Origin of the sequence: Paenibacillus phytohabitans, from assembly GCF_013141775.1 — a bacterium.
In the GTDB taxonomy this organism is placed as follows: Bacteria; Bacillota; Bacilli; order Paenibacillales; family Paenibacillaceae; genus Paenibacillus_AQ; species Paenibacillus_AQ phytohabitans.
This window is the reverse complement of record NZ_WHOB01000062.1, coordinates 250,824-271,915: the sequence shown is the minus strand read 5'-3', so window position 1 is coordinate 271,915 and position 21,092 is coordinate 250,824. Positions and strand designations below refer to the sequence as shown.

Sequence of the window (21,092 nt, the reverse complement as noted above, 5' to 3'; positions counted from 1 at the left end):
GTTATCCCTCCTTGTTCATTTGCAGCGCAGTTCTCACGGCCTCCGTAATCTCGTCAAAAGAGTCAAACACCTTCCCGCTCTCTCCAAAGGTCAGCTCCGGCCGCATAATTAAAATGACGTAAAGCCCCATATCCAGCGCGGCATGCAGCTTCTCATCCACCGAGCCTTCCGCTCCGCTCTCTTTGGTAATCATCACCTGTGTGCCATATTGCCGGTAAAGTGCCTCGTTCATCTCTCTGCTAAAAGGGCCCTGAAGCGCAATAATATTCCGCTGCTCAATGCCAAGGGACAGGCATTTCTCCATATTCTCCAGGCAGGGCAGCAGTCTGACCGTCAGCCGGATATCCGGATCTCCCAGCAGCGCCTCCGCAAACAGCTCAAGTGTCTTGCCGCCGGTTGTAAGCATAATGGAACCCTTAAGTTCCCTGGCCTTGCGCGCAGCCTCTTCATAGGAATGCACAACGATCAGCCGGGGGTGGCTGTCATAGATAAGACTTTGCCGCTCGTAGCGAAAATAGGGCAGGCCCAGCGCTGCAGCCGCGCCCATAGCATTGACGTGTGCCTCCAGCGCAAAAGGATGGCTGCCGTCCACTACTGCACGATAGCTGCCCTCCTGCAGCAGCGAGATCATGGCCGGCTTATCCAGACGGCCGACCCGGGTGCGGATTGCTGCGGCTTCCAGCCGTTCAGCCGCACTGGGCGTTACGACAGAGGCCTGCAGCGGCAGGCCTTGTCGCGACAGATTCAGCGCCAGCTCCCGGGCATCGCTGGTGCCGCACAGCATGAAGATCATCGCGGCTGGCGCAGATCCCGGTTGTCTGCCGGAGCCGCTGTTCCGGTTACATCATGCTGCTCTTGATGCCCATGCCCATGATCCCCGCGACCGTGATGCCCATGCTTATGCCCATGACCGTGATGCCCGTGCCCGTGATGCTCATGCCCATGTCCTCCGTGCGTGTGTTCCCTGTGACCATGTTCCTTATGATCGTGGTGTCCATGCTCGTGTTCTTCGTGCTCGAGTTCCCCATGACCGTGTTCCTGATGATCGTGGTGTCCATGCTCGTGTTTCCCGTGCTCGAGTTCCCCATGACCGTGTTCCTGATGATCGTGGTGTCCATGCTCGTGTTCTTCGTGCCCGTGATGCCCGTGCCCATGATTCCCATGCCCGTGATGCTCGTGCCCATGCCCCTCCTCACCATGGTGGTGATGGTGGTGCAATGCCGCTTCATCACGGTACTTGCAGTTATCGCAATTGCTGAAAGACTGCCCCTCCATTGTCTCCTCAATGCGCTCTGTCAGCATATCGACTAGCAGCGGATGTGTGCCGAGCTGGCGGCCGAGCTGCACTTCAATTTCCGGATGCTCTGCGGCGAAACGAGAAACCATTTCTGCGAACTGCTTCATCAGCACTCCGGTGAACAGCAGGTACGGCACAACTATAATCTTACGCGCACCCAGTGCCAGGCAGCGTTCAAGCCCACCCGGAAGCGACGGCTTCGTGATGGCGATGAAGCAGCTTTCAACGCTTTGGTAAGACGTTCTTTCCCATAGCAGCCGGCCCAGCTTATAGAAATCACTGTTGGCATCCGGATCACTGCCCCCGCGCCCCATAAGCAGCACGATGGTATCCTTATCCTCTGCTGCAGATGTTGTACGGGCTTCGGCTTCCTGCAAACTCAAGTCTGCAGCTCCGGCTTCATTACTGTGATCCACAGAAACGGCAAGAGAGTCAGCTTCATTACTGTGTTTCACAGAAGCAGAAAGCGATTCAGCTTCCCGTATCCGGTCCAGCACAATATCGACAGCCCGCTCCTGAACACCCAGCGGACGCCCGTATACAAACTCCACACCCGGATATTTCAGCTTGGCTTCATCGATCGCGAGCGGAATATCCAGCTTGGAATGGCCCGCCGCGAACAATATAATCGGCACAATATAAATTTGCGTCGCGCCGTCCTCCACACATTTGGCAATTCCGCCCGCGATTGAAGGTGAGGCTAGCTCTATGAAGCAGGTCTCAAACTTAAGCTCCGGCTTGCGGGCGGCTAGCTGGCTGGTGAATTGCAGCAGCTCATCATTTCCCGCTTGAATCCGGCTGCCGTGTCCAACCAGTAATACGGTTCTCATCATGCGTACTCCCTCTATGCTGTCATTATTATCTATACTTCCTGCAGTGCTGTTCATCTGTTCTTCAATACTGCCCATCCGTTCATAAAAAGCATGAAACCGCTCCTTCTCCCGGCCTTGCGCAGTATAATGCTCCACTGCCGCTGCTACAGCAGCCACGGCTTCATCTTCATCCATACCTTCCCGGACCAGAGTGCCGGCATGCGCTCCCCGGCCCGACTTCTTGCCGCCCAGATAGAGCTCATAGCTGCCCCGCGAAAGGACCAGCCCGATGTCATCCAGAACAGCCGAGCTGCAGGCCATGCCGCAGCCTGCCACGCTTATATGCAGCTCTTTGGGTACAGCAAGTCCGTGCAGCAGGGTATGAAGGCGGACCGCCGCGCTTAAAGCGCCGCTTCTCCGCAATTCACAGAACCCGCAGGTTTTTACTTTCACATAATCACCGGGTATACTAACGCTCAGTCCTGCCTCTGTAAGCTTCGCCGCCACCTCAGCACGGTCGCCCGGATGGCTGCGCAGCAGAAAATGTCCGTCCTTCGTATAGATCAGCTGCCCCTCATCGCCTGCCAGCTCCGCCAGCAGCTTCATCTGGATACCGCTGAATCTGCGGCTGCCGATGACAGGAGAAACCTCCAGCTCGAAGGTTTCATCAGCGTGTTCCGCCAGCTGAACGGCAGGACGGCGTAGCTGCTCCACACGCGCAGATGCTGCCAGGCTTAGCGCCGCAGCCTCCTCCTTCCGTCCCCCGTCAGTTGGAGCCATACTCTCTGACCCCAATCGCTCTACCCGTCCGGTTTCACCGGCAGCTGCACCCGGTGCCACTGCTCCATCTATCCGTCCCGCCTCAGCTGCTGCCACACTCTCCACCGCTATCTCTTCCGTCCGCTCCGCCTCAGCAGCCACACTCTCTATCGCTGCCCCTTCAGACCATCCCGCCTCAGCCGCCACACTCTCAGCCGCAGCCAGCGACCAAGGTTCGGCCGCAGTGCGCAGCCGCTCATGCGGCTTCAGCGCTTGCGTCTGCGCGCCAAGATTGTACTTGCGCTTGTATCCGCGCGGCGTAACCATTAGACCCTCGTAGACCACCGTCGCCGAGTTGCCGACGACAACCGTAGAGAGCATGCCGATCTCATGCTCCAGCATCTCCTGCAGCGTAGTTACGATCGTCTGCTGACGGTCACGGTAGGCGCTTTTGACAATGCCGACCGGCGTGGAAGGATCACGGTAACGCAGCAGGATATTGCGTGCTTCTTCAATCTGGCGCGTACGCTTGCCGCTGCGCGGGTTATAGAAGGCGATCACGAAATCCGCAGCACCCGCCGCTTCCACACGCGCAGCAATGCTCTCCCACGGGGTAAGATGATCGCTGAGGCTGATTGTGCAGGAATCATGCATAATCGGCGCTCCCAGCAGGGAAGAACAGGACTGGATCGCCGATATTCCGGGGATCACCTCGACCTCTACTCCGTCAGCCCGGTTCCAGCCCCGTTCAATCAGCACCTCGTAGACCAGACCCGCCATGCCGTATACACCGGCATCGCCGCTGGATATTACGGCAATGGTCTGGCCGTCCTCGGCTCGGCGGACGGCCTCCTGCGCCCGGCTGACCTCTTCGGTCATGCCGGTGCCGACAATCTCCTGATGCCGCAGCAGCGGTTGGATCAGCTCCACATAAGTGTTATAGCCGATTACAGCGTCACTCTCCTCGAGAGCGGCCAGCGCCCGGCCGGTAATATGCTCCAGCGCTCCGGGACCGAAGCCGATAATGAGCAGCTTTCCTTGTTTCTTCATCCTTCTTCCCCCATTCGTGAATGCCTGTATTAACTATTCAGTAGCCTGGTTAGTACGGCTTTGAAATCTTCCGCCGTGCGGGGGGGCGGCTGGCCGGCGGTGTGCCGTGCAGGCAGGCTGTACCACAAGTCAGCCAGCAGCGGCAGACCGAGGCCGATGGCCTGCAATTCTTCCGCCCCGGCAAAAATCTCCTCCGGCGTCCCCTCAGCCCGGCACCTCCCCTGATCCAGTACGATAATCCAGTCGGCCCAGCGGTACGCCAAGTTCATATCATGCGTAGCCATAACTACGGTTGTGCCTTTTTCATGTATAAGATCAAGACCCTGCAGCATCTGTGTCTCGGATAACGGATCCAGATACGAGGTCGGCTCATCCAGCAGGATCAGCTCCGGCTCCATCGCCATTACTCCGGCGAGTGCGGTGCGTTTTTTCTGCCCCAGGCTAAGCTGGTGAACCGGTTTGTCACTCAGCTCCGTCAGGTTCAGCAGTTCCATGACACTGCGGCAGCGCTCAGCTATTGCGGCTTCGTCCATCCCCGTTCCCCGCAGCCCGAAGGACACATCCTCCAGAGGTGTGCTCAATATGAGCTGCTGCTCCGGGTCCTGAAAAACAAGGCCCACACTGCGCCGCAGCGCGGCCAGCTCTTTTTTGGCATAGGACAATGTCCTGCCTCCCTGCTGAACCGTACCCTTCTGTGGACGCAGAATGCCGACAGCATGCAGGAACAGGGTCGATTTGCCCGAACCATTGTGGCCGAGCACCGCCGTTTTGCGGCCTTTGGGAATGGAGACGGTTAGTTCACGCAGCGCGGCTTCCTTCGTATCCGGGTAATGAAACACCACCCCGTCAAAAGCCAGACTATATTCCATGTCCATGACGTACCCCTCTAATGTGATTTGGCAAAGCGGTATCGGATAAATGTTGTACGTTTTACAGCTTTGAATCCTGGATACTCCGGCCTTCTGGGGGATTGTTGTATGGAATACAACATTCTTCCCTCAAAGCCAACTAAATGAAGTGAAATACTGCCTTTTGTACAACAATCTTGGAATACATCCGATATTCCGGGGAAATTGTTGTACTTTGGGCATGATTTCAACAAAGCCAGCAGATTTCCTGCACTAAAATCTTAAATTCAACCCCGCAGCCACAGCCAAAGCTGCGCCAGCACCAGCACAGCGATCCCGGCATACGCCCGGACCGCATAACGCCGCGGCACAGGACGCGCAGTGTACGGCGGCAGAATGATCTCCCCCGTGAACCCGCGGGTCAGCAGCCCCTGCGACAATCCGTAATAACGGTGCATCGTATTGCCGAAGAGGGCCCCGGCCATGGCCGCAGTCTCCCGCAGCCTGGCCTTGTACCCTCTGCGGCCGCCGCGCAGCCTCCGGGCCAGCATCAGCCCGTGCGCTGCATCATTCAGCAGGAACAGGAAGCGGTACATGATCAGCATCAGCTCCAGCACAATCTGCGGCATACGCAGCCTGCGCAGCACCTGCAGAAGCTCGCTGAACGGGGTGGTGAACATCAGGAAGAAGAAGCAGCTCATGCAGGCCGAGATTCTGGCCAGCAGTTCACCGGCCCGCTCCAGCCCAGCTGCCGTGATATACATCGGAAGAGGCTGCCCGGAAATCCGGAATACGCCAGCTTCCCCCGCAGCCGGGTGGCCGAATTCCACGAGCAGCGCCGGGACACTAAGGCAATAGAACAGCAGCGCCGTACCAAACAGCAGCCCATAGGCGCGATAGGGAATTTTGGCATGCAGGATGCACCAGGACATCATCCACAGCGTAATCACAATCTGCAGCACCGGATGTACGGTATAGGAGAGCAGGAACATCAGTGCCGCGAACGAGCTTTTCCACATGGGAGACAGCTGCCTCAAGGCATTATTATAAGAAAGGACATCAATTCGTCTGATCACTTGCTGATGCTGTTCTGCTTCGCCTGGCCCTGTTTCCCCTTCAGCAGCCCCAGTGAAAAGCCGATCACCCCGGCACCAATCGCCGCCTGCAATGCGAACAGCATACTCTCCGTCTCACCCGGAAGCTCGGTCAGCGGCTTGAACCAGGGTTCATATTCAGGGTTAATCTCTGTGATTACACCCTCGGCAGCATCATCGGCCCCGCCGAAATCACCACTCACGAACAGCAGCGGCAAGACACACAACAGGACAACGGCCAGCAGCATCAATCCATTTTTCCATTTATTGCTCATCATGCATTTCCCCCTTTGACCTTGCGTTTCAGGAGCGACATTTCATTCGGACTATAAGATTTCAGCCAGTTCCACAATAATACGGTCAGCAGCCCTTCACTGATGGCCAGTGGAATCTGCGTCACGGCAAAGATCCCCCCGAATTTGAGAAAAGACGCCAGGACTCCGCCATCCGCAGCCGGAAAAGCCACCGCAAGCTGGAAGGAAGTCACTACATATGTCATTAGATCGGCAACCGCCGCCGCACAGAATAAGGCCAGCTTCTCGCGGTCCGGCAGCTTCATCATCAGCTTATAGACTGCATATCCGGCAAAAGGCCCCGCGACCGCCATCGAGAACGCATTCGCCCCCAGCGTAGTGATTCCCCCGTGCGCCAGAAGCAGCGCCTGAAACAACAGGACGATCGAGCCGATCACGCCCATCGGCAGCGGCCCCAGCATAACTGCGCCAAGTCCGGTACCTGTAGGATGCGAGCTGCTTCCGGTAACGGACGGCATTTTGAGCGCCGATAAGACGAAGGTGAATGCCCCTGCCAGACCCAGCAGCAGCTTCAGCTCCGGATTCTCCCTGGTCATCGATCTAAGCCTAATAATCCCGAGTACGAAGAACGGTAAGAACGCCACCCACCAGAACACAGCCCAGCCTACCGGCAGAAACCCTTCCATAATGTGCATAGCCTGGGCCGTTCCCGGTTCGTTCAGCATAAAGTACACTGTAAATCCGGCAATCAGCGCCGCAAAACTCCAAAATCCGCGTTTCTTCATTTGTCAGCCTCCAAGTTTCTTTAATTTAGCAAACCAAAAAAAACTCCCGCCCTTCAGGGTGGGAGTGTATGTACGCAGGTATGATTCGATAGAGAACGCTGCAGAGACGCCTCTTCTCATTAACCTATCCGTACACCGCTCCTATCCGCGTAGAGTCGTGGTGTGCGTAATCAAGGTAGGTCTCCTGGCTTGGAATACGGGCGCTTTATCCTTCGTCTTCCCCGGGGTTCTCCCCAAGTGACATCTTGAAGTTCAGCTCTTCCTTACAGTGGCGGGACCGCTCGGGACTTGCACCCGATTCCCTGTTATCCCTTGCCTGATCCGGCAAGAGCACCTTGTTACATCGCTAATCCATCCTACATCATAGCGGAACAGGCTCTGCATGTCTGTGATAAAATTGGAGCGGCTGCGAGGCGCAGTATTCATTTGCTTGCAGGGCAGCGTTCATTTGCTTGTAAGAACATCATTTGAGTAATATAATTATTAACTATATAACCTGAACGTGGAGGCAGCACATGAAACTTGATCTAACCGAACAATCTTTACCCGTGTACGAAGCGTTATCCAGCGCTGTGCGCCTGCAGATGCTGCGGCTCCTGTCCGAACAGCCTATGAACGTCAAGGAACTGGCCGGGGCGCTGAAGCTCAGCAGTGCCATTATGACGATGCATGTGCGCAAGCTGGAAGCTGCCGGGCTGATCCGCAGCCACATGGCTCCCGGACGCAGCGGACTGCAGAAGATTTGTACACTGGCCGCCGAGAGTGCTGAGATTATTTTCCCCGGACAAGCCAGAACACAGCGCAGAGGCTACCGTAAGGAAATTCCCGTGGGCCACTACTCTGATTTCCAGATTGAACCGACCTGCGGCTTATCTACAACCGAGCGGGTGATTGGCAACTTTGACGATCCGCGGTATTTCTGGGATCAGGAGCGGGTGAATGCAGGCATTCTGTGGTTCGGCAAAGGATTCGTAGAATATAAAATCCCGAACTTCCTGCTGTCCAGCCAGAAGCCTGAGGAGCTGGTCATCACGATGGAGATTGCCTCCGAAGCCCCGTCCATCAATAATAACTGGCCTTCCGACATCACCTTCACACTGAACGGACAGCGGCTCGGCTTCTGGACCAGCCCCGGCGACTACGGGGACAGTCCGGGCAAATACACTCCTGCCTGGTGGCCTGCGCTCACCAACCAATATGGACTGCTTAAGCAGCTGCGGATTACTCCGGCGGGCACGTTCATGGATGGTCAGAAGCTGTCAGAGGTTACGCTGGAGCAGGTCGGTATCCGTGATAAGCAGTGGACGTTCAAGGTCTCAGTGGAAGAGGATGCGGAGCATATCGGCGGCCTTACCTTATTCGGCAAGGGGTTTGGCAACTACAACGAGGATCTGGTCTTTGAGCTCTTTTATACAGATGCTGTTGAAGCTTCGGCAAGTGCCAGCCGGACGGAATGACCAGGACAGGATGGGGCAGCAAACAGCGGCAGCGGGAGACCTTAAGCTCAGGTCCCCCGCTGCCGCTGTTGTGGTTACGGTGTATTGCAGCAGCTTTGGAGTTTAATCAGTCACCGGCTGCCACAGGCCGCCGCCCGGCAGCGGACAGCCGCGTGCCTTCAGCCGGGCCACGACCGGTATAATGCAGCCGCAGACAATGCAGGTTACGCCATCCTGCAGCTTGGGACATGCTCCGCATAGGGCAACCCGCTCGGCATAGACTTCGTCCGGGGCTGTATTCTCCGGATTGAACATGGAGGAGGCGAGAATCCGGGCAATCTGCGCTTCCGTCACCTTGTACTCTTCCCGGCATCCCTTGCATGCTGAGGTTGTAGTCATGCTGCGCTCCTTCCCGTTAAGCTCCCGGAGTAATTGCCAGTACTGTCACCGACATTGGCGGCAGTTCAACCGTAAGGGTGTCGCCTTCAAGCTGGAAGGCGGTGAACGGCTGCGGTACTACCGCTTCCGGCTGCCCGAAGGTATTGTGGGCATCGATGGAAGACCCGGCAAGTGTAGTACCGCTTACGGCTGCTGACTGTCCAGCCAGTCCGCGCAGCTCCAGCGGCAATACTGCCGGTGCAGCGTGATTCAGGTTGCACAGGCTGACATGAATGACACCCTCTGCTGTTACGGAAGCTGAAGCAGATACTTCAGGAATCTCCACGCCCTCATAGCTGTATAACGGGCTATCCACTGTCAGATCCAGCAGCTCCGCATCCTGATGTATTTTATACATATTGAATACATGATAGGTTGGAGTCAGCAGCATTTTCTCGCCTTCGGTCAGGATTACAGCCTGCAGCACGTTAACGGTCTGGGCAATGTTCGCCATCCGCACACGGTCGCTGTGCTTGTGGAAGATATTCAGGGTCAGACCGGCAACCAGCGCATCGCGGATCGTGTTCTGCTGGTAGAGGAATCCAGGGTTCGTACCGGGTTCCACATCATACCAGGTGCCCCATTCATCAACGATCAGGCCCACTCTTTTGTCCGGATCGTATTTGTCCATAATGACACTGTGGCGGGTAACCAGCTCATCCATGAACAGCGCCTTCTTCAATGTGTTGAAATATTCATCCGTTCCATAGCCGGTAGCCGCACCTTTATTAGTCCAATCCGAAGTCGGCAGGGTGTAGTAGTGCAGGGTAAGCGAATCCATGAAGCGGGTGGCTTCGCGCATCAGCACTTCGGTCCAGTTATAGTCATCCGAGTTCGCGCCGCAGGCGATCCGGTGAATCTTGTTATCCCCATAGTTGCGCACATAAGTCTGATATTGGCGGTACAGGTCAGCATAATATTCAGGACGCATATTGCCGCCGCAGCCCCAGTTCTCATTGCCCACGCCGAAGTAAGCTACACTCCAGGCCTCTTCCTGGCCGTTCTTCTGACGCAGCTCAGCCATCGGCGATACACCGTTAAAGGTCAAATACTCAACCCACTCGGACATCTCCTGTACCGTTCCGCTCCCTACATTGCCGTTGATGTACGGCTCACATTCCAGCATGGCGCAGAGCCGCATGAATTCATGTGTACCAAAATGATTGTTCTCAACCGCACCGCCCCAATGGGTATTGATCATCCGCTTGCGTTCTTCACTCGGGCCAATGCCGTCCTTCCAGTGGTATTCATCGGCGAAGCAGCCGCCCGGCCAGCGCAATACGGGAATCTTCATTTCCTTAAGCGCTTCCACTACATCGTTGCGGATCCCCTTCGTGTTCGGAATCGGCGAATCTTCCCCTACCCAGATGCCTTCATAGATACAGCGTCCCAGATGCTCAGCGAAATGTCCATAGATGTTACGGTTAATTGTGCCTTTGCGGATATCAGTGTTCAGTACGATGCGTTCTGCCATTTCAGTTAACGCTCCTCTTTAAGTTAATATATTTATTAATCATTTAACACTTATATTAATATTATAGTCAGGCTTCCGCCGGTTCGTCAATCTTTAAATTAAGTGACTCGTGCTACCGTTTCTTAAGAATCTTTCCATCCTTCGCCGCGTTGGCGCATAGAATAAAGTACTTCTTTGGGTGGTCAGGCCCGTTTTCCCTCCAAAAAAATCCCTTGACACCAAGATGTCAAAGGATAAAGGTAAGCCGAAAGCTCTTCATGTTGTGGGGGAACGAACCTCAGCAATCAGGTCTGCGATGAGAATATAACGGTCGGGAGCCGAACCGATAAAGTGAAAGGGGTAGCAGGTACTTACGGTTAGGACAGCGTGGTCTGTAGGTACAATAATCGTTTTATCGTCTTTATCAACAATCCGTATAGCACTTATCTTATAGGTGAAAGAACCGGCTGATGTATCAACGATAAGCTTGTTTCCTATTTCCAGCTGGCCTAATTTGGAAAAGACTGTATCCCGGTGTCCGGATAGAACCGAATTGTTATTCTCACCCGGCAGTACGCTTTCCGGGAAATGTCCAATTCCCTCCTCCAGCTCATCCTCGTCTGTCCCGTGTATAATTGGAAGAATTTGCTGTAATGCCGGAATTATCAGCTGTCCGATAACATCGCCTTCCAGCGGCCTTATGGGATAGAGGATATCATCCTGCGGCGGTATGCTGCTGGAATCGCCTGCTTCTGCCGGAACGGCGATGCTGCTCTTTACAATATTGCGCAGATCAGCTTGAATTGGGAAAAGATCAGTATTCTCGCTATAAGCAGCGGGTACGGCTTGCGCCTGGATATGAATCAGAGCCCAAGAGATAGACAAGATCCCCATAATCATTGTTCCCAGGGAGATAATGTATATCTGTTTTCCGGCTTTTACTTTGTGCTCAGTGTGCCGCTTATTCACGAAGCTTTCTCCTCCATAAGATTACTCCTCCCATTATGGTTAATAGAGCTCCGGAGAGAAGCAAGTTGTACCACGGCGTTGCAGTAGCCGGAAGCTGGCCTCCGGTGACTGTAGGTACTGATACGGGAACCGCCTCAAACTTGAACACAGTTCCGTTATGGGAAGTGAATCTCACCAGAATATTATAAGTCCCTACTGGTGCTTTAGCGATCCTATACTTAACACTTTCAGTTCCTTCTATATTGTATAACTTCCCCCCCAGATCGAAATTCCACAATCCTGTGTCTTCTTGATGATCAGGGAGCTTTGCATCAATAACCATATCCCCGTCCGGAAGCAAGCCTACTTTAATCCATTCCGTTTCAACCATCCATTCAGGCACTGCCGGCTCCGCAGGAGATACCGTAGCAGGAGTATTGACAGGTGAAGCAGCGGGACCTGGCATTGCTGTAGCCGGTATTGGCATTACTGTAGCCGGTATTGGTGTTGCCGTAGCTGGTACTAGTGTTGCCGTGGCCGGTACTGGCGTTACCGGAGCTGGTACTGGCGTTGCCGTGGCCGGTACTGGTGTTGCTGTGGCCGGTACTGGCGTTACCGGAGCTGGTACTGGCGTTGCCGGAGCTGGTACTGGCATTACCGTAGCTGGTACTGGCGTTGCCGTAGCTGGTACTGGCGTTGCCGTAGCTAGTACTGGCGTTGCCGTAGCCGGTACTGGCGTTGCCGTAGCCGGTACTTGCGTTGCTGTAGCCGGTACTGGCGTTGCCGTAGCTGGTACTGGCGGTTGTACCGGTGGTTCCACAGGCGGCTCCTGTACACAAGCCGGAACAGTAATGTTAGACGGGCCCGGGCCAGTGAATGTAACTGCATCTTGTGACAGAATTCTGCCATTTATAATAGTATTAATACCAACCGTTGTTGCTGAAGATTGACTCAATAGACTGCCATTGAACTCCGTATTTGCCGCGAGTGTCGCCGCCCCGTTTACCACCCAATAGATATTACAGGCTTGTGCCCCGTCTGTTAAGAGAATCTTCGTGCCGGCCGTTGTATCCAATGTCCCAGCAATTTGGAAGATAAAAATATCATCACCGCTAAGCGTTACATCAGCACTGATATTAACTGCACCCGGATAATTATATATACCGGGCAGCAGGATTTCGCCCCCCAGATCCGCTCCAGCCGTTCCATTAACAGTAGGCACCTGTGAATTCGCATACACAATGGCATTACCCAAATCAATGTCAGCAGCATGATAAACACTATCATCTAAATAATTATTCCCATTCGTTATATGTGGAATTACGGTCTGAGTAATAGCTCCCGTATTTCCGGAAACGGAAGTCTCAACCGTTGTCATCGTCTTTGCAAGTAGTCCGAAAGTGGCCGCTGAACCCAAATTCATGTCTATTACCGCAGCTGAAGCGGGCAGCAAAATCCTTGAAAAAGACAGCGTGAAAACCAGCACAATTGCGGTGAGTCCTAGATATTTCAGTTTCATACGCATGCTCCCTTATTGTTGCCAATTTTTACCATTATACACTTGTTAATTCTACAGTAGTCTTGTCGAATAAGCAAAGTAAATCTGTAATTCCGTACCATACACGATATACCGGCACTGCAAAAAACCACCATACACACCCGGTGGTGTCTGACGGCTTGACATTATTGTTCTAGCCAGATTCATTTCATTGTCCATACAAAAGATGATATTATGGCAGTGGCACCCAAATAAAATACATGGAGAGTACAATGATCAGACCCATATGTAAAGATATGACGATTCTTAGCCAGAAGTCTACTCCGGCAACTAAAGAGGATCTGCCAGTGTTAGATGACCTTCTGGATACCTTGCGGGCGAATGCAGACCGGTGTGTCGGCATGGCGGCTGACATGATCGGTGTCAACAAGCGCATCATCGCCTTCAGCATCGGACAGATGAATATTCCAATGATCAATCCGTTCATTACTAAACGTAGCCATCCATATGAAACAGAGGAAGGCTGCCTGTCCCACGAAGGCGTACGCAAAACTACTAGATATGAATCCATTGAGGTAGAGTACTTCGACTATAATTTCAAGCCGCAGAAGCAGACCTTCACCGGCTTTGCAGCGCAGATCATTCAGCATGAGATCGATCACTGCGACGGAATTGTAATCTGAGCCCGGTATATGGTATTCATTTGTTAGGGACAACACAAAAAGACCCCTACGCGAGATTTTCGCAAGGGGTCTTCTGCTTGTTCAGGAGGCTCTGGCCTGCCTAAGCCTATAACTAAGGCTCTTCTCAGCCCAAATCTCCGAGTTCAATCTGTACGATTCCCCGGTCATCCCGGACCTCGGCGATCCCGCCGATCAGATGCATCAGGCTGCCGAACTCCAGCTCATTGAACTTGCGTGCCGCAGTATCCCGCTGCAGTGCCCACAGACAGTCCGCCAGTTCGCAGACCACCGGCACATCGCAGCGGATTTCCGCCAGCTCCCGCGACAGATGCAGCATATCGAGGTCAGCCTCGATTTTGGCCCGCACGCCTTTGGGCAGCAGATGCAGATTCTCAATGACACCTTCCACGGTGCCGTATTCGGTCAGCAGCTTGGTGGCTGTTTTCTCACCGATGCCCTTAACGCCGGGATAATTATCGCTGGTGTCGCCCATGAAGCCCTTCAGGTCTATCACCTGTGCAGGGGTGAGGCCACGCTCAGCAAGGAGCTCCGCCGGATCATACACTTTATAGTTGGAGCGGCCTTTTTTCATAATCACGACCTTGACGCTGTCATTCACCAGCTGCAGCATATCGTGGTCACCTGTGAGAATATAGACCTCCGACTCCCCGCTGTAGCACGAAGCCAGTGTACCGATGCAGTCATCTGCCTCATAACCAACCAGACCGATATTCGGCACGCCCAGCTCGGCCACTACCTCTTTCACGAGGTCAAACTGCGGGATCAGCTCCAGCGGCGCGTCAATACGGTTCGATTTGTAGCCGTCATACTTCTCCGAACGGAAGGTACCCTTGCCCATATCCCAGCAGCAGACCACATGTGAAGGCTCAAACGTACTCACCGCGTCGAAAAAATACTGCAAAAATCCATACACCGCATTCGTCGGAAGCCCGGCGCTGGTCTTGCGGATATATCCTCCATAAGAGGTAGCATAAAAAGCCCGGAACAGCAGAGCCATTCCATCCACGATCATTACCCGGCCCTTAGTTTCTGTTACTGTGCTCATGTGTAACCTCTCCTTGTATTCCGTAATTTAGGTATTGCTCCAGGCTTCAGCGTACTGCTCATCTTTGTAGCCGACTGTAACCTTCTTGCCGTCAGTGACAACCGGACGCTTGATCAGCATCCCGTGGCTGGCGAGCAGCTCAAGCTGCTTATCTTCACTGAGACCGGCCAGCTTGTCCTTCAGATTAAGTTCCTTGTAGACCTCACCGCTCGTATTAAAAAACTTCTTCAGCGGCAGTCCGCTGTTCTTCAGCAGGACGCGCAGCTCCTCCACTGTGGGCGGCTGCTCGGCAATATGCTGCAAGTCCAGCTCATGCCCCTGCTCCTTCAGCCATTTCACTGCGGCGCGGCAGGTGCTGCATTTCGGATATTGATACACCTTCAATTGACTCATGTGGTTCTCCTTTTATTATAAGCGCAGCAGCAGTGTTGCAGTGCGCTGATTATTAGGGCTGCCGGCGCAGCCGCGTTCGCGGGCCGGATGGGCCGGAAGTCAAACATTCTCTGCAGCCACGGCTAATCCCCACAGTGGAATTTTCCCGGTTCAATCTAAATAGATGGAAATTGTACATTTATTTAGCGTGAATTAGCAGCTTAATAGGAATTAGTTGGATTTTCAACACTTAATTTGAGCGCATTCGATACTTTTCGGCCAACCTCTGAAATTAGTTGTACTTTTTCCACTTGTTGGTCTTAGAGTGGAGAAACAGCCAAGAATAAGTGCAGCCTCGCACTTATTTCACAATCTCACGCCGGCGCCTGGCTGTAACAACCTGCGGAATCCTAAGCGGCCCCTCCATCTAACGGCTGGCAGCTGAGACCGTTATTCCTCGGCCGCAGTCTCACGCAGCTTCGCCTGCAGCTTCGCCATATCCGGCGGCAGCGGAGCCTCGAAGACCAGATCGGCATGCGTGACCGGATGCCGGAAGGACAGGCGCACCGCATGCAGCGCCTGGCGCGGAATGGACGCGTCCAGCTCCGCGATCTCTGCCAGCTGCGCCGCTTCCACGGGCGACAGCTCCGCCTCTTTGCTCTCTCCGCCCGGCAGCGTCAGCCTGGCTTCTTGCGTCTCGCCGCCGGACAGTACCAGCCCGGCCTCCCGCTCTCCGCCGCCCGACGGAACGAGTCCGCCTGCCGTTGCCCCGGCATACAAAGGGTGACGGTACATGCCGTCACCGATCAGCGGGCAGCCGATCGAGCTCATATGCACCCGGATTTGATGGGTGCGCCCGCTCTCCAGCTTCAGCTCCACGCGCGAAGCCGCGCGCGGATAGACCTCCTTGACCTCGTACCGGGTCAAGGAAGGATAACCATCCGGCGTCACAATCCGCCGGTGTGGCTCCAGCGGGTCGCGGTCGATCGGACCGTCGATGTCGCCGCTCTGCACAGCGGGAACCCCGTGCACAAAAGCAGCATACCGCTTGTCCACCGTCCCGGCGATCATCTGCTCGGAGATATGCTGATGGCTGTACGGGTTCTTGGCAATGACCAGTACACCGGAGGTCTCCTGGTCCAGCCGGTGGACAGGGCGGAAGCGGACCCGTTCCCCCTTCTCCGCCCAGTAATGCACCACTCCGTTCGCGAGGGTCTCCGTGTAATGGCCATGGGTCGGATGGACAATGATCCCCGCGGCTTTGTTCACGACTAGCAGATGGCCGTCTTCATATAGAATCTCAAAAGGAATCGGCTGCGGCAGGATATCCTCTGACGTTTCTTCCTCCATCCGGATCTCTACCCGGTCACCACTGCTTACCTTGACGCTGATATAGACACGCTCTCCGTTCAGCGTAATCCCGAGGTCTGTCATCTTCAGACGGGACAACAGCTTACGGGAGACATCCATCCGCTTCTGCAGGATGGTTTTGAGCAGCCAGCCGTCTTCATCCGGCGGCACTCTATAAGTAATCGGCGGATAGTAGCTGGTCATTTGTTCCGGAACACCTTTTTGCTGCGTAAATATTCCACCTCAGCAACCTCCAGCCGTGTATTGGCGGCACGGGCCAGCGCGAAGAAATAATCAGAGAGTCTATTCAGATAGACAACAGCCTCCGGGTTAATATCCGCACTGCGTCCCAGGGTCACAGCCCGGCGCTCCGCGCGGCGGCAGACCGTCCGGCAGACATGCAGGACCGAGGACAGCTGGCTTCCGCCGGGCAGAATGAAGCGCTCCAGTACCGGATTCTCCGCCTGCAGCACATCGATCCAGCCTTCCAGTCGCACGGCCATCTCGCTTTTCACCTTATATTTGTTCTCGCTCAGCTTCACGAACGCCAGATCCGAACCGCAGTCAAACAGCTCATGCTGAATCTCCAGCAGCTGCTCCCTAACATCCGCGAACCGTTCATCCTCCATCAGGCTCCGTGCCTGGCCGACGAAACAGTTCAGCTCGTCTATGGTGCCATAAGCCTCGACGCGGACATCGTCCTTGCCCACACGGCCGCCGATGACTGAGGTTTCCCCTTTATCCCCCGTACGCGTATAGATCGCCATAGTATTTCCCTCCTAAGTTGCAAATCACATAGTAATAGTGTAATCGTTCTTATGTATGTAGGCAAACAAAGATCAGCATTTCTGACATGTAAATAACTCCCTAATGAGCTAGTATCCCCACCCCGCCTACGGCTTCCGGAAAGTAATACAGTACATCAGGCCTTTACATACTTCCTTATACTCGATCTCCAGCATATCCTGCGGAATGAGTCCAAGCACCCCCGGCAACTCCTCCCCCTGCTGAAAATACCCCTTAACCACCGGCACCTTCCCGTACGTTCCCTTAACCAGCTTCTCTGTCTCATCGGCAATCATCAGCCTCGTGCCCGGCTTCGCCACCCGGATCATCTCCAGTACCGCAGCTCCCGGATCACTGAAATAATTGATACCGCCGACATGATAGACACAATCGAAGACGTTGTCCTTAAAAGGCAGCTTCTCCGCCTGTCCCTGGAACAGATGTCCCTGAAGCTTCCAGCGCCGCAGATTACGCACCGCCTGCTTCAGCATTCCGCTGGAGATATCCAGTCCGTACAGCTCTGCCTGTACACCCAGATAGGGGAAATTATCGCCGCTGCCCACCGAGGTCTCCAGCACACGGTCACCTTCCCGCAGTTCAAGCGAAGACAGGAACTGCCCTCTGTAGCTGCGTTCCCCGCCGAATTTGAGAGCGAAATAAGCTTTGTTGGACAGCCGGTAGAAACGGGCTATCCGGTTATATAGCTCAAGGTACTTTTTGTTGCTGCCCTCGGCATCTGCTTCTCCCAAAAAGGCGAGAAAACCCTGCTTCAACGGATACTTACGCCCGCTCTTCGTATTACCTGCTCCTGTTCCTTCCAGCTTCAGCTCATCATACGTATAGGGATCCCGCAGTATATCGGCTTGTAACATGAATATCATCCTCTTTTTCCGGTACGCTGCAGAAGAGCCCGTACCTTTAGAATCGTCGTGAGTATTCATTATATGCCTGCAGCAGGAGTCCGCCATCGGGCCCCGGGTCCACCTCCTCCTCCGCCCCGGGACGTACAAGCATTACAGCAGCCTGAACCCCAGGCAAGGTTCCCCGGCTTCGATCGTCCGCCTCATTCGGGCAAGATATGCCTTCTGGCCTTCCCTAAGCGCGCCCGGATCTGTGTGCACCATATGATATGTATACGAATAAAGATGCCGGTAATCTATAAAGTAGCCGATCTGAGCCATGAACCCGGTATCTGTGTTACCCCTGCGGTAGCCTTTCATAAAGGCGTGATAAAATGCCAGCACAGCGTCCTTCTTGCCGGCACCTTCCGGCACAGTCTGGGCCATATGATAGACGGCAATGGCAATATCATACGCAAACCAGTGATATTCCGCATCCCCGAAATCTATCACTGTCAGCGAGCCGTCATGCACCAGGAAGTTATGCGGATGAAGGTCGCCATGAATCAGGCCGAATTCATTCCCGGAGGTGCCAAGGCGGCTGAATTCTTCCTGGTATACCTTCCACTTTTGCGACAAAAGAGGGTCTGTTTCTATCCTCTCCGCCAGCAGAATTATATTCTCCTGCATATGTGAATACGGATGGACTGCCTGGTAGCTCCGGGCACAGGAATGCAGCCTTCCCATCGCCTCTCCCCAGTGCTCGAATAACAGCGGATTCCAAACCGTCTTATCTTCCCGATTCACATGTGTACCTTTAACCTTATGGAACAGAATATAATAAAAAGGCTCTGACACCGGGTAAATATACTTCCCGGACTCCAGGCATAGCGGGCGGATCGCACTCACTTCACTCTCCTGCAGGTAGTTCAGCCATTCCATTTCCGGCAAAATTTGTTCCTTGGGGACCACGCTGTGATCCAGTATTTTGACGACGATATTCTCGGCTCCTGCCCGTTCAAGCTCAAATACATTGTCATTGTACCCTCCAAGCAGCTTGACCGCTTCAGGAGGACAGCCGAGCTCTATGAACACCCGCTGCCGGATACTCTCTGGAATCATCGCACTCCCCCCTGTCCCTGCAAAAACTCTATCAGCTCCCAGTTGACCCGCTCCGGCTGTTCATGATTAATGCCATGCCCGGCATCCGGTATGACCTTATAATGAAACCCGTCATCCTTCAGAATTCCTGCGAATTCTTTCTTATGCTCGAGCTTATAATCTCCCAGCAGAAAATATAATTTATCCCTGACAGCAACAGCTTTGTCTTTGTCATATCGCTGGAGCTTATGGGCAAACATAGCCTGCTGATTATGATTTTTCATCAATAGCACCAGATGCTCACCGACTTCGGGATGTTTGTCAAACAGTCCGGAGGCAGGCGAACTAAGCTTCCGGGCTACTTTAAGCAGATTTTTGCGCGTAGGTACCATGATTTCCGGGAACATCATCAGCAGCGTCTGGATCATGCTTTTTAACGGAGCCGTGACCATCCCGCCTTCCATACAAACTGCCTTCAACACCCTTCCTGGCTCGTTAATCGCATAATTGAAGGCCATGTAGGCTCCATTCGACACACCTGCCACATAGAATTGTTCCAGTTTCAATCCTGCAGCTACACCGTTAATCCAATCTACCTGATTAAAATCCTGCTTATTGAACCTGGCACCCGGCAGGCTCTTCCCAGGCCCTCCCAGCGTATCCACCGCAATGCAGCAGAAATGCCGGGACAGCTCCCGTATATTCAGCAGCCACATCACCGCCGAATTATCGCCTACCCCATGGAACAGGAGCAGGGGCGGAAAACCGGCCTCTCCCGCCGTTATACAATGTGTTGTCCCGTACGGAGTCTCGATATCCAGCTCCCGAACCTCCGTCCCCCAGTCCCCGAGCAGCTCATTATAGGAACGGAGAATCTGTTCTTTGCCGGCATCACTTTTAAATACCTTGACCATGGCTAATTCCACCTTTTCGGATATGGATGGGCTAATGATCTCTTTTCATGAAGCGCAGAACCAGTTCTGTTGAGGGAAAAGTAGCGGCGGCTGTGGTCTGTACCCTCGCTATACCAAGCCCCTGGATGAATGAGAAATAGGCGACGGCGATTTCCACCGGATCACCCGGGATAATCTCCCCTGCCTCCTGCCCGGCAATGATCAGGGGAACGAGATGCTCGAATGGTTTCATAATCTTCTCCTGCGCAACAAGCTTGGCCGCCTCCGGAATAGCTTCCGAGGTTGCCGTCTGCAGCAGAATGAGCCGGAAGTGCTGCAAGGCAATACTGCCTTGCGACAGGAAGGCCTCGGTCAGCCAGGTAATCCGTTCCATCGGGGTTCCGTCCAGCTCTGCTGCATATTGCACCGACATTCCTGCTCCATCCGAAGCCAGCTCAACGATCCTGGTGAAGATATCGTCTTTGGATTTGAAATACATATAGACATACCCCTGGCTGAAGCCTGCACTGGCGGCGATATCCTTGATTTTGGTCCCGGCATAGCCTTTCCTGGAGAAGACCTCGACTGCATGATAAATGATCTGCCGGATCGTCTTGTCCGGAGCCAATAGCTCAAAACCCTCAATGAATTTACGTTCCAGCAATTTGCCGTTGTCGCTTTTGCTGTTATCACTCTTGCTGTTATCACTCAAGATTCCCATCTCCCTCAAAATGAATGACTGTTCATTCATTATACTGTGAAAGGATATTTATGTAAATTAAAAGAGGGGCCTGTGTTGTCGCAGAAAAGTTATAGCATTCAGCAAATAAGTTCATTCATATATTCAGTACAAACTCACCCTAACGGGTGAATCAATCCGAAGCATATGAGACTTATGCGGTCTGTGCAGCTTATGTAGATAGTAGGCTACCTCCTATGCTTCCCTCAGACTAGTTCCAGGACAGTCTTCGGCGAAATCACACGCCAGAGCTTCTCATTTCCTCCTTTTGCGTACTGTGAAGTGCTCCTCATTTACGCATGCCGTCCGCGTTCGGCGGGTTCAGGGGCACTTTTGCTTCTCATTCCCTCATACCGCCCACTTTCGGCGGATTCAGGGGCACTTTTGCTCCTCATTTACGCATCCCGCCCACTTTCGGCGGATTCAGGGGCACTTCTGCCCCTCATTTCCCCCTGCCGCCCGCTTCCGGCGGATTCAGGGGCACTTTTGCTCCTCATTTACGCATGCCGCCCGCTTCTGGCGGATTCAGGGGCACTTTTGCTCCTCATTTACGCATCCCACCCGCTTCTGGCGGATTCAGGGGCACTTTTG

General features: G+C 54.0%; 21 protein-coding genes, 2 pseudogenes and 1 riboswitch. Of the genes and pseudogenes, 2 read left to right on the top strand and 21 right to left on the bottom strand.

The genetic code is table 11. The features are described from left to right. Position 1 precedes the first annotated feature (1 nt). The 7 genes and pseudogenes from cobK to GC101_RS21505 form a co-directional block, all read right to left on the bottom strand. Positions 2-793, bottom strand: coding sequence for a precorrin-6A reductase (gene cobK / locus GC101_RS21535; RefSeq protein ID WP_171718914.1), 792 nt, complete (start codon positions 791-793; stop codon positions 2-4). Further along, positions 790-2,127, bottom strand: coding sequence for a sirohydrochlorin chelatase (locus GC101_RS36945; RefSeq protein WP_171718987.1), 1,338 nt, complete (start codon positions 2,125-2,127; stop codon positions 790-792). The genes cobK and GC101_RS36945 overlap by 4 nt, the downstream gene beginning before the upstream one ends. 63 nt (positions 2,128-2,190) lie before the next feature. Further along, positions 2,191-3,918, bottom strand: a pseudogene (gene cobJ / locus GC101_RS36940) (precorrin-3B C(17)-methyltransferase); the annotation flags it as partial. 29 nt (positions 3,919-3,947) lie between these two features. Then, positions 3,948-4,793, bottom strand: a complete 846-nt coding sequence (locus tag GC101_RS21520) for an energy-coupling factor ABC transporter ATP-binding protein (protein WP_171718913.1) — start codon at positions 4,791-4,793, stop codon at positions 3,948-3,950. Positions 4,794-5,053: 260 nt separating this feature from the next. Beyond that, on the bottom strand, positions 5,054-5,842 hold the full coding sequence (gene cbiQ / locus GC101_RS21515) for a cobalt ECF transporter T component CbiQ (protein ID WP_171718912.1): 789 nt from the start codon (positions 5,840-5,842) through the stop codon (positions 5,054-5,056). Then, positions 5,839-6,135 (bottom strand): energy-coupling factor ABC transporter substrate-binding protein, encoded by a 297-nt coding sequence (locus GC101_RS21510; RefSeq protein ID WP_171718986.1) that lies wholly within the window; start codon positions 6,133-6,135, stop codon positions 5,839-5,841. Before GC101_RS21510 ends, cbiQ begins: the two co-directional genes overlap by 4 nt. Next, the gene (locus GC101_RS21505) at positions 6,135-6,899 is read right to left on the bottom strand and encodes an energy-coupling factor ABC transporter permease (protein WP_171718911.1); all 765 of its coding nucleotides are present in this window, start codon (positions 6,897-6,899) and stop codon (positions 6,135-6,137) included. Before GC101_RS21505 ends, GC101_RS21510 begins: the two co-directional genes overlap by 1 nt. Positions 6,900-7,056: 157 nt before the next feature. Beyond that, a riboswitch (cobalamin riboswitch) is annotated at positions 7,057-7,252 on the bottom strand. Positions 7,253-7,414: 162 nt separating this feature from the next. Between GC101_RS21505 and GC101_RS21500 the strand changes: the two genes are divergently transcribed. Continuing rightward, the gene (locus tag GC101_RS21500) at positions 7,415-8,356 is read left to right on the top strand and encodes an ArsR/SmtB family transcription factor (RefSeq protein ID WP_039303273.1); all 942 of its coding nucleotides are present in this window, start codon (positions 7,415-7,417) and stop codon (positions 8,354-8,356) included. A gap of 102 nt (positions 8,357-8,458) precedes the next feature. Here GC101_RS21500 and GC101_RS21495 read toward each other — a convergent pair whose 3' ends face one another. The 6 genes and pseudogenes from GC101_RS21495 to GC101_RS36935 form a co-directional block, all read right to left on the bottom strand. Then, the gene (locus GC101_RS21495; RefSeq protein ID WP_171718910.1) at positions 8,459-8,734 is read right to left on the bottom strand and encodes a hypothetical protein; all 276 of its coding nucleotides are present in this window, start codon (positions 8,732-8,734) and stop codon (positions 8,459-8,461) included. Positions 8,735-8,750: 16 nt separating this feature from the next. Further along, a complete protein-coding gene (locus GC101_RS21490; protein ID WP_171718909.1) occupies positions 8,751-10,247 on the bottom strand; it encodes an alpha-N-arabinofuranosidase in 1,497 nt (498 codons plus the stop codon). A 255-nt stretch (positions 10,248-10,502) separates the two neighbouring features. Beyond that, positions 10,503-11,195 carry a class D sortase gene (locus tag GC101_RS21485; RefSeq protein WP_343049794.1) on the bottom strand — a complete coding sequence of 231 codons (693 nt, stop codon included), beginning with the start codon at positions 11,193-11,195 and terminating at the stop codon, positions 10,503-10,505. Beyond that, complete coding sequence (locus tag GC101_RS36235) at positions 11,188-11,577, bottom strand: LPXTG cell wall anchor domain-containing protein (protein WP_246354440.1); 390 nt, start codon at positions 11,575-11,577, stop codon at positions 11,188-11,190. Before GC101_RS36235 ends, GC101_RS21485 begins: the two co-directional genes overlap by 8 nt. Further along, the gene (locus GC101_RS36230) at positions 11,570-12,013 is read right to left on the bottom strand and encodes a hypothetical protein (RefSeq protein WP_246354439.1); all 444 of its coding nucleotides are present in this window, start codon (positions 12,011-12,013) and stop codon (positions 11,570-11,572) included. The genes GC101_RS36235 and GC101_RS36230 overlap by 8 nt, the downstream gene beginning before the upstream one ends. 47 nt (positions 12,014-12,060) lie before the next feature. Next, a pseudogene (locus GC101_RS36935) lies at positions 12,061-12,552 on the bottom strand (ice-binding family protein); the annotation flags it as partial. A gap of 392 nt (positions 12,553-12,944) precedes the next feature. On the opposite strand from GC101_RS36935, the gene GC101_RS21475 reads away from it, so the two are divergent. Beyond that, positions 12,945-13,355 carry a peptide deformylase gene (locus tag GC101_RS21475; protein WP_171718907.1) on the top strand — a complete coding sequence of 137 codons (411 nt, stop codon included), beginning with the start codon at positions 12,945-12,947 and terminating at the stop codon, positions 13,353-13,355. Positions 13,356-13,479: 124 nt separating this feature from the next. Here the strand turns inward: GC101_RS21475 and GC101_RS21470 are convergent, their stop codons facing one another. From GC101_RS21470 to GC101_RS21435, 8 genes are all read right to left on the bottom strand, one after another. Further along, complete coding sequence (locus tag GC101_RS21470; protein ID WP_171718906.1) at positions 13,480-14,421, bottom strand: 5'-3' exonuclease; 942 nt, start codon at positions 14,419-14,421, stop codon at positions 13,480-13,482. A 27-nt stretch (positions 14,422-14,448) separates the two neighbouring features. Next, positions 14,449-14,814, bottom strand: coding sequence for an arsenate reductase family protein (locus GC101_RS21465; RefSeq protein WP_042135100.1), 366 nt, complete (start codon positions 14,812-14,814; stop codon positions 14,449-14,451). Between the two features lie 429 nt (positions 14,815-15,243). Then, positions 15,244-16,347 carry an RluA family pseudouridine synthase gene (locus GC101_RS21460; protein WP_171718905.1) on the bottom strand — a complete coding sequence of 368 codons (1,104 nt, stop codon included), beginning with the start codon at positions 16,345-16,347 and terminating at the stop codon, positions 15,244-15,246. Continuing rightward, positions 16,344-16,910, bottom strand: coding sequence for a cob(I)yrinic acid a,c-diamide adenosyltransferase (locus GC101_RS21455; protein ID WP_171718904.1), 567 nt, complete (start codon positions 16,908-16,910; stop codon positions 16,344-16,346). Before GC101_RS21455 ends, GC101_RS21460 begins: the two co-directional genes overlap by 4 nt. Before the next feature lie 126 nt (positions 16,911-17,036). After that, complete coding sequence (locus GC101_RS21450; protein WP_171718903.1) at positions 17,037-17,801, bottom strand: class I SAM-dependent methyltransferase; 765 nt, start codon at positions 17,799-17,801, stop codon at positions 17,037-17,039. 141 nt (positions 17,802-17,942) lie between these two features. Next, complete coding sequence (locus GC101_RS21445; RefSeq protein WP_171718902.1) at positions 17,943-18,890, bottom strand: phosphotransferase enzyme family protein; 948 nt, start codon at positions 18,888-18,890, stop codon at positions 17,943-17,945. Further along, positions 18,887-19,783 (bottom strand): alpha/beta fold hydrolase, encoded by an 897-nt coding sequence (locus GC101_RS21440; protein ID WP_171718901.1) that lies wholly within the window; start codon positions 19,781-19,783, stop codon positions 18,887-18,889. The genes GC101_RS21445 and GC101_RS21440 overlap by 4 nt, the downstream gene beginning before the upstream one ends. Positions 19,784-19,814: 31 nt before the next feature. Further along, positions 19,815-20,474 (bottom strand): TetR/AcrR family transcriptional regulator, encoded by a 660-nt coding sequence (locus GC101_RS21435; RefSeq protein WP_171718900.1) that lies wholly within the window; start codon positions 20,472-20,474, stop codon positions 19,815-19,817. Positions 20,475-21,092: the final 618 nt, after the last annotated feature.